Origin of the sequence: Rhizobium etli 8C-3, from assembly GCF_001908375.1 — a bacterium.
Classification (GTDB): domain Bacteria; phylum Pseudomonadota; class Alphaproteobacteria; order Rhizobiales; family Rhizobiaceae; genus Rhizobium; species Rhizobium etli_B.
Genome location: NZ_CP017242.1, coordinates 15,219 through 28,222, shown reverse-complemented (window position 1 = coordinate 28,222; position 13,004 = coordinate 15,219). Strand labels below are relative to the sequence as shown.

11 protein-coding genes are annotated in these 13,004 nt (G+C 58.5%); 4 read left to right on the top strand and 7 right to left on the bottom strand.

What is annotated here, in order from left to right:
• Positions 1-10: 10 nt before the first annotated feature.
• Together AM571_RS20655 and AM571_RS20650 are read right to left on the bottom strand one after the other, a co-directional pair.
• A complete protein-coding gene (locus AM571_RS20655; protein ID WP_074063409.1) occupies positions 11-799 on the bottom strand; it encodes a 4'-phosphopantetheinyl transferase family protein in 789 nt (262 codons plus the stop codon).
• Between the two features lie 43 nt (positions 800-842).
• Entirely contained in the window at positions 843-1,433 is a 591-nt protein-coding gene (locus AM571_RS20650) for a TetR/AcrR family transcriptional regulator (protein WP_237358585.1), read from the bottom strand.
• A 245-nt stretch (positions 1,434-1,678) separates the two neighbouring features.
• Between AM571_RS20650 and AM571_RS20645 the strand changes: the two genes are divergently transcribed.
• From AM571_RS20645 to AM571_RS20635, 3 genes are read left to right on the top strand one after another with little or no spacing between them, the layout of a single operon-like run.
• Positions 1,679-3,796, top strand: coding sequence for a TonB-dependent siderophore receptor (locus AM571_RS20645; protein WP_074063408.1), 2,118 nt, complete (start codon positions 1,679-1,681; stop codon positions 3,794-3,796).
• 7 nt (positions 3,797-3,803) lie between these two features.
• Entirely contained in the window at positions 3,804-4,928 is a 1,125-nt protein-coding gene (locus AM571_RS20640; RefSeq protein WP_074063407.1) for an ABC transporter substrate-binding protein, read from the top strand.
• A gap of 19 nt (positions 4,929-4,947) precedes the next feature.
• Complete coding sequence (locus AM571_RS20635) at positions 4,948-6,069, top strand: siderophore-interacting protein (protein WP_074063406.1); 1,122 nt, start codon at positions 4,948-4,950, stop codon at positions 6,067-6,069.
• Positions 6,070-6,336: 267 nt separating this feature from the next.
• On the opposite strand, the gene AM571_RS20630 is transcribed toward AM571_RS20635, so the two are convergent.
• From AM571_RS20630 to AM571_RS20615, 4 genes are all read right to left on the bottom strand, one after another.
• Positions 6,337-6,546 (bottom strand): KTSC domain-containing protein, encoded by a 210-nt coding sequence (locus tag AM571_RS20630; RefSeq protein WP_074063405.1) that lies wholly within the window; start codon positions 6,544-6,546, stop codon positions 6,337-6,339.
• On the bottom strand, positions 6,546-8,351 hold the full coding sequence (locus tag AM571_RS20625) for an ATP-binding protein (RefSeq protein WP_074063404.1): 1,806 nt from the start codon (positions 8,349-8,351) through the stop codon (positions 6,546-6,548). The genes AM571_RS20630 and AM571_RS20625 overlap by 1 nt, the downstream gene beginning before the upstream one ends.
• A complete protein-coding gene (locus tag AM571_RS20620; protein WP_081377154.1) occupies positions 8,351-9,562 on the bottom strand; it encodes an SIR2 family NAD-dependent protein deacylase in 1,212 nt (403 codons plus the stop codon). Before AM571_RS20620 ends, AM571_RS20625 begins: the two co-directional genes overlap by 1 nt.
• 200 nt (positions 9,563-9,762) lie before the next feature.
• Entirely contained in the window at positions 9,763-11,091 is a 1,329-nt protein-coding gene (locus AM571_RS20615; RefSeq protein WP_074063402.1) for a DUF4062 domain-containing protein, read from the bottom strand.
• Between the two features lie 93 nt (positions 11,092-11,184).
• Between AM571_RS20615 and AM571_RS20610 the strand changes: the two genes are divergently transcribed.
• The gene (locus tag AM571_RS20610; protein ID WP_155774488.1) at positions 11,185-11,523 is read left to right on the top strand and encodes a hypothetical protein; all 339 of its coding nucleotides are present in this window, start codon (positions 11,185-11,187) and stop codon (positions 11,521-11,523) included.
• Here the strand turns inward: AM571_RS20610 and dgt are convergent.
• Entirely contained in the window at positions 11,510-12,853 is a 1,344-nt protein-coding gene (dgt, locus tag AM571_RS20605; protein WP_074063675.1) for a dGTP triphosphohydrolase, read from the bottom strand. The genes AM571_RS20610 and dgt overlap by 14 nt on opposite strands.
• Positions 12,854-13,004: the final 151 nt, after the last annotated feature.

Below are 13,004 nucleotides of genomic sequence, written 5' to 3'. Positions count from 1 at the left end.
CCCCCTGCCGTCAGCCAAGGCCGACGGCAGGGGACCTTGCAGAGCGCTGGACGGCAAGCGTCTGACGGTCGAGCATCGTCCATGTTCTGACGAATTCGCCGTCAATGTCGAAATCGATCAAAATCTCCTTGTTCTGCGGAATGCCTGGATGCAGGGAATGCACGATGGACAGGGACAGCTTTTGATCGCTGTGAATGCTGTTGAAGACTGCCGCGTCGAAGCCAAAAAACTGCAGAACCACCGGATGCAGCGCTTTGAATATGGTTTCCTTGGCGGAGAAAATCAGGGTGGCAAGAACGGCGGGATCGAACCTGGTCTGCTGAAAAACCCGATCACGCTCCTGCGGCGCCAGCGCTTCCTTCAGGATTGCCTCGAGAGAGGCGCCGGTCGCAACTTTTTCCACATCGATGCCGATCAGTCTCTCTTCGCCCGCAAGCACGAGGCAGAGACATTTCCCGTGCGAGTGACTGATCGAACCGGATACTCCGCCCGGCCATACCGGCGATCCCTGCTCTCCAATGGCGATGGAAACACCGGTATCGAGCAATCTGTCCAACGCGGCGCGGGCAAGAGCGCGTCCAGCGAGAAATTCGCTTTGGCGTTTCGGAACAGCGTTGATCAACGTCGATGGAAAGTCGATGTCGTAGGTCTCGAAGAGAGACCGAGTATAGGCCGGAACTGTATAGTGCGCTTGCAGAGCGATAAGCACGTTCGGCTGCTCGCTGAGGACGGCTACATCGCTCAGAAACCGCCCCGCATGTGCCTGCAGATAAGAAAGATAATCCGATGCCGGCTTCACCCGCACGCTTCCGGTTTAAGATCGTTCCCCTGCACCGATGCCGTTACGAAATCCTGTTGCAACTCACACCATTGATAAGCCAGTGCCATGTCCTGTGAAAATGCGCTTCGATATCCTGACGTCTATCGAACTCATTGCTGCCCATCATCGCCGCGGTCGTCGGCAACGCGACCATACAGTGAATGAGATGGCAGGCAATCCCGGTTGCGTCGCCGGCGCAGATCGCACCTGTCTCCTGCGCTTCGCCCACGGTTTCAATCAATTTCGCCATGATCGGGTCGGGCTGCGGCGGTATCGGCCCGTTCTTTTCGAAAACAACCGCTTCACTAAAGGTGATGCGCTTCAGTGCGATCAGTTCCGGCTCCATGTTGACGTATAGAAGCTCGAGCAAAAGGGATTTCAAACGTTCGAGCGGATCGCCGGAAACCGCAGGTAGTTTGTCAAGTCTTGCGACAGCGCTCTTGTGCGCATGGTCGACCACCGCTTCGAACAGGACGACCTTCGACGGGAACCGGCGATAGACGGTGTCCTTGCCCGCCCCGCAATGCGCGGCCACCTGCTCCATCGAGGTGCCGGCAAACCCTCTGCCCGCAAAAAGCTCTGTAGCGGCAAGTATAATTCTCTCAGCAGCCATATCCTGGCTCGCCTTTGGAGGTCGGCCTATTCTCGCCACGGCGCTCATGCTTTTTGCGACCATACTTTTTCTCCGTCTCGCCAGATCCCGACCAGTTTCAAGACGTGCGCGTCTTTAAAGTTGACGGACACATTCATATTAACTGGACAGGACGTACCCGTTTGATTAATAGACTTACCGCATTTCGACAGCTCGGACCATGGGGATCATCCGTGAATTGCCGCATTTCTTTCAAGCAAATTTTGATGGTATCTACTTTCCTTGTTCCGGCACTTCAAGCAGTGGCTCAAGAAACGAGTACGCAGCTGGCGCCGATCGTCGTGCGGGATGCAAGTAACGACGACGACACGTCGAATACTGTCCTGGCCAAATCGGCTCGGTCCGCCACCAAGACTGCGACGCCGGTCGTCGAGACGCCGCAATCGGTGACGACGGTTACCCGCAAGCAGATCGACGATCAGAACCCGCAAACCGTCAGCGAGGCGCTGCGCTACACTGCCGGCGTCCTTTCCGACAGGGACACGAATTCTCGTTACGACTCGCTGTTTCTTCGCGGGTTCGGCAACTTCGGTCTGTCGACGAGCTACGTCAGCTACCTTGACGGCCTCAAGCTCCAGCGCGGTCAGGCTTTCGCCACGCCATCCATCGATCCCTTCTTCCTCGATCATGTGGATGTGCTGAAGGGGCCGTCTGCCCTTCTTTACGGCCAGGTCAGCCCCGGCGGTCTCGTCAATCAGGTCAGCCGGTTGCCGTCGGACGTGCAGTCGAACGAGGTAAGGGTTGAGGCCGGAAGCGACGGTCGCGTGCAGAGCGGCCTGTACTCGACTGGCCCCATCACCGCCGACGGGACTTTGCAATACGGGTTTGCGGCGGTCGGCCGCTCCTCCGGTACGCGCTATGACGACGTCGACGAGAGGCGCCTCGGTATCGCTCCTTCTCTCAAGTGGCAGCCGGACGCGGACACGTCCCTCACCCTCTCCGGATACTACCAGCGGGATCCCGAAGGCGGCTACTTCAATTCAATTTATCCCAAATTCCTGGCGCCGGCGGGCATCGCCGGCTTCCTCGATCGCGATCTCAATGTCGGAGACCCGACATATGACAATTTCGAGCGCACGCAGTACGGGATCGGCTATCAATTCGAGCACAGTTTCAACGAGCGGGTCACCGTCCGGTCGAACTTCCGCTATTCCGGCGTGGATACCGATATGCGCTCGCTTCAGATGAACGGCCAGATGTCGGACGCAGGCATCATTCCGCGCTGGGCTGTTCATTCCATCGAGGATGTCAGCGGTTTCTCTTTCGACAACCACGCTGAATTCAAGGTAGAAACAGGTGCGGTAAGTCATACACTCCTTGCCGGCATAGATGTTCAGAGTTCCGACAGCAGCTGGGAATATCAGCTTGGCGGGGCAACGTCGCTCGACGTCACGAACCCTGTTTACGGGCAAGCCGTCGGCCCGTTCGTAACCGCCGTCGACAGCGACCAGTCCTTGCGTCAGACCGGCATCTATCTGCAGGATCAAATCGAACTCGGCGGGCTGCGGGGCGTTTTCGGCGTCCGCCACGACTGGGCGGATCAGGAAACCGAGAATTTGCTGGCCGGAACATCGTCCGACCTGTCGAGCGAGGCGACGAGCTACCGCGCCGGCCTTCTCTACCTGTTCGACAATGGCATCGCGCCTTATGCAAGCTACTCGACTTCGTTCGAACCATCGCTCAGCACGGACGCCAATGGCGATGGCTTCAAGCCGACGGAGGCGCAGCAATACGAAATCGGCATCAAGTATCAGCCGGCAGGACTCGACGCCATCTTCACGATCTCGGCCTTCGATATCCGTCAGCAGAATGTCGTTTCGTTCGACGCCTCGACCGGTTTCAACGTGCAGCAGGGCGAGATTCATTCGCGCGGGGTGGAATTCGAGGCGAGGGGCAGCGTCGCGAACAATGTCGAGTTGATCGCCGCGCTCTCCCTGCTCGATACGACGGTGTCGGAATCTGTCGACAGCTCGATCATCGGCAATCGTCCGCAGGCCGTGCCGCGCTACTTTGGTTCGCTTTGGGCCAATTATACCATCGATACCGGCGCGCTGGAGGGGCTGAGCGTTGGCGGCGGCGTCCGCTTCGTCGGGTCGAGCTACAGCAATGATGCCAATACGGTGAAGGCCGATGGGTACACATTGCTGGACGCGGCTCTGCGCTACGATTTCGGGGCAAAGAACCCGAACCTGAAGGGGCTTCAGGCGACGCTGAACATCACCAATCTGCTCGACAAGGAATACTACTCCTCGTGCAGCTCCGAATATTATTGCCAATACGGAAACGGCCGCACGGTTCTGGCTGGTCTGAGATACAAGTGGTGAGTCGGCTTTGACCATAACAAGACGTCTCTTTTGCGCCTCCCTCGCGGCAACTGGCCTCCTTTCGGGAATCCCGGCTGCCGCGGCACAGCAACAGATCACGGTCGTCGATATGGCCGGGCGCGAGGTGCATCTCCCCGCGCTCCCCAAACGGATAATTTTGCTAGAGGCACACGATCTTTTGACGATGTCGCTCCTGCATCCGGATCCGGCCTCGCTGGTCGTAGGGTGGGCGGCGGTCGATCGCATAGACAGCGAAGTCTTGCAGACGCGGCTGCTCAATCATCACCCGGTTGCAGTGGTCGGCAAGCAAAGTCCCGACACGGTATCACTTGAGGGGTTGATCGGTCTCTCGCCGGATCTTGTCGTCACGACAGCTTTCATGACACCGCAAGGCGACGCCGATCCTATGGTGGAGAGGCTCAAACAGTTCGGCATTCCCGTGGTCTACAGCGATGCGTCGAGCAATGCAGCTGCGGGCGAACAGGCTGCCGATCCCGTCAGCGAACTCAAGACTTCCATGAAAATGTGGGGCGCACTTCTCGGTGCAACCGACAAGGCGGATGCGTTTACGTCCTTCTTCGACCGGGAAATGGCCGGAATCGCGGCGCGCGTCTCAGGCACGAAACCCGTCACCACCTATCTGGAGGTCCAGTCCACACCCGACGACTGCTGCTGGGCGGCGGGTCGCAAGGTTTGGGGCGAATTGCTGGCTCTGGCCGGTGGTCAGCCCCTGCCCGGCGTGACCGCGCCTTGGTTCGAAAAGCTCTCCCTCGAATATCTCGTGTCCACACCGCATGACGTCTACATCGCATCGGGCGGTGGTTGGGCGGCGGGCAGCCGGCCCGCAATCGGCCCCGGGATCGATCCGAAGCTGGGCCAGGAAGGATTGCGGCGCCTGATCGACGGCAGGCCTGTCTTCAATCAGCTGGCAAGTGTTCAAGAAAAGCGCGTTTATGGGATCTGGACGGGGCTGATCACCAATCTGCCTCTCAATGTCGTGTTCGTCGCGCAAGCCGCCAAATGGCTCCACCCCGAGCAATGCGCCGATCTCGATCCGGCCGCCATCCTCAACATCATCAATCGCGACTTCGCGGCGTTCCCGATCGAGGGACCGTTGTGGGCCTCGATCTAAGTTCATGGAACCAGTCCACATGTCTTCGACTGTCTGCAGCCCATACCGCGCAAGAGCGGTGGTACGATTTCCGAAAATCAACGAATACATCGATCCGATCGTCGATTCGATCGCGACTCACGACATGGCAGTCGAAGAGACCGATGGCGTCCACTATATCCACTCACCGTTCGGAGACGCCACCTTCGAAGCGACCGGGGACGGCTTTAGGCTGACGGTTGAAGCCTCTGATTCTGGGGGGCTCAATCGCTTGAAGCACGCCCTCGTCGGGCCGATCGGCTTCATCGCTGCTCGCGAAAAGCTGGAAATCCACTGGGAGGGCGACCGTGCGGAGCCGGCTCTTCCTGATGACCTGCGGATCCTCTATGTGAGATCCATCGAAGACATTGCTCCTCGTTTCCGCCGGATAACCTTTCGAGGGGAGAACTTGGAACGGTACGATCGGGACGACCAGCTTCACTGTCGGCTCATCTTTCAGCCGCGCGGCATAGCCGAGCCGCTATGGCCCATGCTCGACCATCGCGGCCATGTTGTCTGGCCGGATAATGCCGCTGTTCCGACGCGCGTCTACACGATTCGGCGCATTGATACAGCAAGGCAGGAAATCGCAATCGACTTTGCCCTTCACGCCAACCCCGGCCCCGCGACGCGATGGGCCATGGATGCGCGACCGGGCGATCTTGTCGGTATTCTCGGTCCTGCTGCCAATGGTCCGAAACATGCGGAATTCTACGTCCTGGCCGGTGACGAGACGGCATTGCCTGGTATCGCCAGGATTCTTGAAAACTTGCCCACAAACGTTGCCGGCCATGCGTTCATCGAGATCGACTCGAAAGCCGACGAATTGCCGCTTCGTTATCCTTCGGGCGTCACGATTCATTGGCTTCATCGCGCTGGAGCCGTATCGGGCACGACGACGTTGCTGATGGACGCCATAACGTCGGTGCGATGGCCGGAAAATCTCGAGCGTTCATTTTTCTGGGGCGGATGCGAGCACAAAGCATTCAGCGCCCTGTACCAGTATCTGAAGAAGGAGCTAAGTCTTCCGAGAGACCGATTCGTCCTTTACTCGCACTGGCATAAATCCCTCAGCGAAGAGGAGATAATTGCTCAGGGTGGAGAGGCTTATCTGCCGCAATAAAGAATTGGCTGCGAGACATTCAAAGAATGTTTCTTTGATGAGAATCGAACAGGAGACCCTGTTTCTTCAGCGGTCGCCTTGAAGTGATTGGAACCGACGACCCAGTTATTCCGGATTTCATTTGAAACTGAATTGCTCGGCAAGCCAAGTGGTTGGCCTGCTTAAGGTGGCTGATTTGGGGCCGGTTGCAGACATACCGTTCTTGCAATTTATCTGAGCAAATCCGACATCGCTTGGAGAATTTCAGGGCCATTTCAATGCGGCGCGCTAGAGCTTGGCCTCGGGATAATGACCTTTAATTTCCGCGTTGAAAAAGCGACCTTGTGAGTCCGCGGTCATGAAACGCTCGTGCATGAATGCAGGCACGTTGAAATATTGGTAAACGCCGCCGTGCTTGAATTGGACCTCGAGCGTCTCCAGCTCGGGGTCATATCCGACCTCGGCCAAATTGCCTGACGTTACGGGCTGTCGTTCCATCAATTGCCTCCCTCGTCCTCGTCCGACTCTGGCGGCTCCCACTTCGGATCCTGTGCACGCCATACTGCGACAAGCTGATCATAATCTTCAGTGCCCCTAGCGCGCTTCCAACTGTCTGCGACGAGCGGGTCTTCGCTGTCCGGGCGACGGTCTTTGGGTGGCAGGGTAATGCGGCAGCGCACTGGCAGCCGCGCAGCTTCGCCGGTTATGATGGCTTCTCCGGTCCGTAGAACCGAAAGGCTGTCAGCGATACCGCTCAAATTATCGGGCAAAGCGGCTTGTACCTTGCTGCGGTCAGTGGAGTTGGTGAGGCGCAACGCGATGAAGGTGCCACACTGGGAGAGAATGGTGTCGTCAATTTCGGAAGGACGCTGGCTGACGATCATCGCACCGATGCCGAACTTGCGCCCCTCTTTCGCGATTCGCTGGACCATCTCGCGCGCAGGGTTATCGGCTTCCCGACCAAGATACCGGTGCGCTTCTTCCATAACGACGAGTTGGGGCCGCTTGCGACCACCCCCGTCGCGCTCGCGACCCCAGAAAAGTGCCTCATAGATAATCGACAGAATTGCGCCGATCAAATCCAGGAGAACGGCACTGGGGATACCCGACAGATCGAGGACGGTTATCGCCTTCTCGTGGCCGATCCAGCTTTCAAGAAGGGCGGGAAGGTCATTCGCCACATGACCGGTCAGGTCAGGTTCCCAGCCGCCGGGCTTGAGCAAGAACTCGAACTGACGATCGAGCATACGTGACCGCATGCGATCGAGCTGCTTGCGGATGCCGAGTACACCGATGTTGTTCTGATAGGGCGCCGTATTCGTCGTCGTGTGCGGCTGGTAGGTCGGCATGCGAAGCGTAGCCGCGTCTCCGGGGAGCACGATCGCCGGCTGGGTCTTTGCCTGATCGAGCCAGGTTTTGACCTCCGGATCGATCAACTCGAGCCATAGGCTTCGCAAGCTGTAAGGAATCGGGCTGTCGACGGTCATCGAATTCAGGTCGACGCCCGGCAAATTGTCTGCCTGGGCTATCGTGCTTTTAGCCGCGAAGATCTTTTCGAGGATTGCGGTCGTCGCGCGATCGTCCATCTTCCCACACAGGAAGTTGAGGATTTCAGTCGGCCGCAGTGCCCAGTACGGAATGACCAGCCGCTTCTCACCGTCTCCAGGCGTGATCCGGAAAATCTCAGCGTTGTCGCCGAGCGCGCGGGCATATTCGCCGTGGATATCGAGCAGGAGGATGCGCGCGCTCGGAAAGCCCGCTCCGCCCGGCGCCGAGATCGATCGCAACAAGCTGGCGACGGTCGTGGATTTGCCCGACCCAGTCGAGCCGAGCACTGCGCTGTGACGGGTGACCAGCTTGTCGAGGTCCAGGCGGACCGGGATGCTCTCGGCGTTGGCAAGTCGCCCCACGACCACCTGTCCGGCAAACTCCGCGCCGTAGATCTTGGCCAGATCCTCCTCGGTGACTAGATGCACCTCATCGTTCACGTTCGGATATTGGCTGATGCCCCGCTCGAACGATACCTCGACAATCTCGCCGACGAGTTGAACGGTCAGCCATCGTTCGCCGCGGTCGAGCGTATCGGTCAGCGTCGCTGGTGTCGCACTTGCCCCCACCTCGGATATGATCGCGTAGAGGTCATGATACCCTTGAGGTATCCGCACGAAGCTGCCGACTTGACCGACCCGATAGCTCCGTCCTCCGATGATTGCGATGCCCGAGGCCACGCCCTCGAACTGGCGCACGCTGACGGTTGCACCCGCGACAGAGCCGACATGACCGAGAAGGGTCGGAGCGTTCATCAGGCCACCGACGCGGTGGTGGCTGCCGGCGGTGGCGTTGCCGCCGCTGTTGCTGTCAGCGCCGATGGTGTGGGAAATGCTTGAACCGAGCGCGATGCTGCGAAGAACCGGGCGAAGGGTTCGATCGCTCCGAGCGTGAAGTTTCCGTCCTTGTCGAGATAGGTCGACCTTATCGGCCCCCAATCCCTGTTCGGAAGTTCGGCCGGCGCCTTCCATGGGCCGCGAATGCCGTTCACCTTGGCCTGGTCACGCGCATAGACGCTGAAGTTTGGCAGGCGGCGCGCAAGATCGCACGCTGGCCCCTCTTCCTCGAGGACCTTGTACTGGAACGCGAAAACGCTGGAGGATGGATTCGCTGCCAGCGCTTCATCCAACCGGGCTGCAATATGTGCGTCGGCAAAGGAGAAGCCGATAGAGACCAGCAGCGTGTCGGGGGTGAGCAAGAACGCACGAAGCCGATCGAGCAACGCGGCGTATGGGGCCTTCTGCGTCTGATCGTATTTCAGATGTTCGGGGAAGACGAGGTGACTTACCGAGCTTTGGCCCGTTCGGATCACTTCTCCCTTCGAGCTCGCACGCCAGCCGAGTGAGCCATGGAGCTTCCAGAGCCGCGTCCATCGCGCGGGAAGGTCGCTGCGCGACACTGACACTGGGTCGAAGAACGGCTCGCGACCGCCCGTGAAGCCATCGAAATACGGCGCGCGCACGGACTCCAACGCTTCTTCGAACAGCAGGTCGTAGTTCGTGGTGAAAATCTCGACCGGGTAGTCACGCATTGTGCCCGTGATCCAGTTCACGAGAGCGGCATAAGCCGATCCGGTCTCCGGCAATCGAACGTCCACGATCTTGCCGATCTCGGTGCAGATCGCTTCGCCGAAAGTGGCAAAGCCGGGGCCATCGAGGTCGTGGACTTTTGCCGATCCGATCACTTTGCTCAGAGAGCGAATCCGAGAAAGGATCGTCTCAATGTCGTGCTGCGCGAGCTCGGCTTTCAGGCCGTCGATCTGTTGTTGATAGGTCGGCGCAAGTGTCGTGAGAACCTGATCGGTGAGGCCCGCAACCGCCGGGATAAGCGGATAAGTACCATCAGGCTTGGCCATGCCGGCAGAGGCTCCGGCGCCAACCAACAGCCCGATCCGCTTGCGGCCCTGCGCTATGATCGTCCGTAGCGCCGCCATATATTGATCAGGATTGTGAACACTGACAGTCAACTTACGCCCCCGACGTTAGCTCCGCATCCTTGATTCGAGCTACCAGCGCATCATTCCACGCTCGATCTCGCCTGTCTATTGTGATCGTCTGCGAAGGCTGTCACTTCCAACCGCATTGGAGACGATGGCGGCAGCGTGGCTACTACTGACCGGCGGCCCTTTTTAAGTGGTTAGCCGACTGGTACTCTGGGGGAGACAGGCTAGGCGAGGTGATTCGTTGCCGGCCCGCCAGATGCATGGGTAGCAGCTTCAAAGGACTGGAGAAAGTCGTCCGCACTGGCAATGCACGTCGCCAAGCCGAACCGTTCGCGCACAATCTGATCCATTGGATCATCGATGAGCGAAACATACAGGGCAGGACCGCCGCCGCGCCGTGTGAGCACGCGGCGGGCATTTTCATCACGAAGCGAGTGGCCCACAACTACCACTGGACGGTCGCCGATCGCGGAAGCCACATCGTCCCAATATTGAGCGTCTTGGCGCGCGCGCGCAGCGTCCTCCTCAGTTATAACCAACGCCGAGGGGAGCCCAATCCAGCCATCCACCTGAAAGATAGTCACCTGTGACCCGACACCTCTGGTTTCGCCGTTCGGGGAACGGACAGTGTACGTCACGCCTCTGGCTAGGCACGCTCGCTCGAACAGGTCGTCGTAGTTGGTAGTTACGATGTGGCGGAACGTAGAAACTGCTGCAAGATGCCCCGCTGTCGGCACGACCCCCTGCGCGGTGTCGAACGCCTGGACAACCGCTCGTTCCAGCTCGGCGCGGCCGAAGCGGCGTTCGAGCACCGACGCAACATCGGCGAAACGATGACGCGCGAGGATTCTCTCGCCATCCGCACCCAGCGACAGCCGAGATCCGAACAACTCAGTCATGACCGCCGCTGTGGGCAGGCCCGCAGAAACCGACACTCCGGCGCCTGCGAAGAGGACAGGGTCGCGGCCGACGAAACCTTCCGGTAGAGGCACCCTATCGAATGCAGTGCTAGACCCTCCGGTCAGGGAGCGAATCCCAGTTCGCGGCCGAGCAGCCATCTCGCGGAGCAAAGAACTCTGAAAGAGGTCGAGCAGAGTGTTGCCGACCTTTCTGCTGAGTTCATCAATCCACTCGAACTCCTGCCGAAATCGGCCAGCCTCCCAATCGCCGACCTCGTGGCGGAAAGCATCTCGCGCATTTGCGTCATCGGTATCGCGAGGGGCATCGTAGGCTAGGCGCTTGAAGAACGGCAGGATCGGGAGCCCCAAGGCGTTTGCGTAAAGCGCCTCCATATGCGTCACCGACCGCCCTTCTCCCGCGCCAGGTCCAGAAGTGGGGATCCAGCCATAGCTCTCGCCGCTCAACAGTATGAAAATATTAGACGTATCAATCTCAGATCGGATAACATCCCAACTCGAGCGACCATCCGGATTCATATCTTCGGCGTTAACCGGCTCAAGGTTCAACGATCGCAGTCGCTCGACCACTGCTCGCCGAGCGTCGCCGAGATCCTTCATCGTGCTGCTCACGAACACGCGCAACTTGCTGGACAAGCGTTTCCTCCGGTGCGGCATAGAATGCGCGCGCCGCGCGCCGTGTCAAGACAATGAATGTCCGGTTTCGGGGTCAGCGCCAAGGTGTCTGAGATGGAGCGCATTGCTGCCATCGGCAATCCCGACGATAAAAAGTTGTCATGGGGCATAAACAGAAATTATTTCCTCCCTAGAGAATGTTCCCAGGTGCAGATCTCGAGCCTGACTGCACAGAGACGTGAAACATTCTTCTTAACCAAGCGCCTGGTGCACGGAGATCGCGATCGGAAGCAACCGCTTGTTCGAGTCTGGCACGACCGCGCTATTGGTAGTAGTAAAACGCCAGCTCACCTAAAACGCACATTCCCTATCCAAGGTGCTCGCAGCAAGATCGAAGATCTGCATACGCAGCACGTTAAAGAAGCCGACGCGCCGTTCATTAGATACCGCTGAGCATCCTCGCGATCCTCACAGCATATCGATCAGTCATGCCCGACGTGAAGTCAGCAAGAGCATGCAGAGCACGCTCTGCATCGGCAACGTCTCGCAAGTCCAAGTCGAGCGCCCTAGCGAGCTGCCGTGTGTGGTCGGAAAGCCCATCCGGATCCCAATTGACCCTAAAAAGATCTTCGAAGACAGGAAGTACACCTGACATCACGTTGCCTATCACACGCCGCCCAGACACTTCCAACTCAGTCTTTCTTCGGGCCGTGAAGACCTGGTCCCGAGACAGGGCCTTCATTTTTGCGAAGACAGAGGCCATCGGCCCTGCATCAGCCAAAGAACGAGAGAACGTTCCAGCCATAATCGCATCGTAGTTGGTCTTGAAGGCCTCCACGCAACTTTCGACTGCGGCCCCAATGCTCAATGCCCGCAATAACGCGATATGTTCGGCGGGGCTGAGGCTACTCACATCGCGGTTCGGGTTGTTCGCTGCCTCGTGCAAGAGCCCTCTGACCGTATCAAATGGGAGCTCACCAGTCGTGAAGGCGTCCTCAAGATCGACGATGTTATAGCAGATATCGTCTGCGGCTTCGACAATGAACACCAGCGGATGCCGACGCCACCAATTCCCAATGCGGTCCACTTCTTCAGGAAGCCCCAACGAATTGGCCGCTTCCTTGAACAGCTCTATTTCGGAACTGAAGATGCCGAACTTCTTGAGGCCGACATATGTCACATCTCCACTGCCGACAATACTCTCGCGGACGGCAGAAGTGGTCGGATATTTCGTGAACGCCCCCAAAGTTGCCTTGGACAGGCGCATGCCGCCATCATTGCGGTACATCTCAAGCCGCGAAATAATTCGAAATCCCTGTGCGTTGCCTTCAAACCTCACGAATTCTGAGCGGTGTTGATCCTCGACCTCCGCCATCATCCCTTTGGCATCATCGAACTTCTCCGCGAACCAGTCGCCCATCGCCGCTTCGCCTGAATGGCCGAAGGGGGGATTGCCGATATCGTGGGCGACGCAAGCTGCCTGAACAATGTTCGCCAAGCTGTTGGACTCGCCGCTGGCGATCCGATGTGTTTCCTCAAGCCAATTACCAATTCGCATGGCTAGCGATCGTCCGACGCTACTGACTTCGACGGAATGGATTAGGCGGTGGTGGACGTGATCATGCTCGTAGAGAGGTTGGACCTGGGTCTTGTTGGCTAGTCGCCGGAATGGCGCAGAGAAAACAATGCGGTCATGATCCTGAACGAAGATCGACCGGTTCGGCCTAGGCTCATAATGCTTGTCGCCAAGCCGTTCACTGCAGAGCAGTTTCTCCCAATCCATTCTCATGCCCCAATTCTATCGATTTCCTATACCGATCAACAGCCTCCGCAGCAATGGCGCCAAGCTGGATATCCAAATTCATACTGACGGGCGGGCGCCCTCTCACATGCCGCTTCCGTTCGCATCGTCAGCAGAACGGCCAGGCGCGATT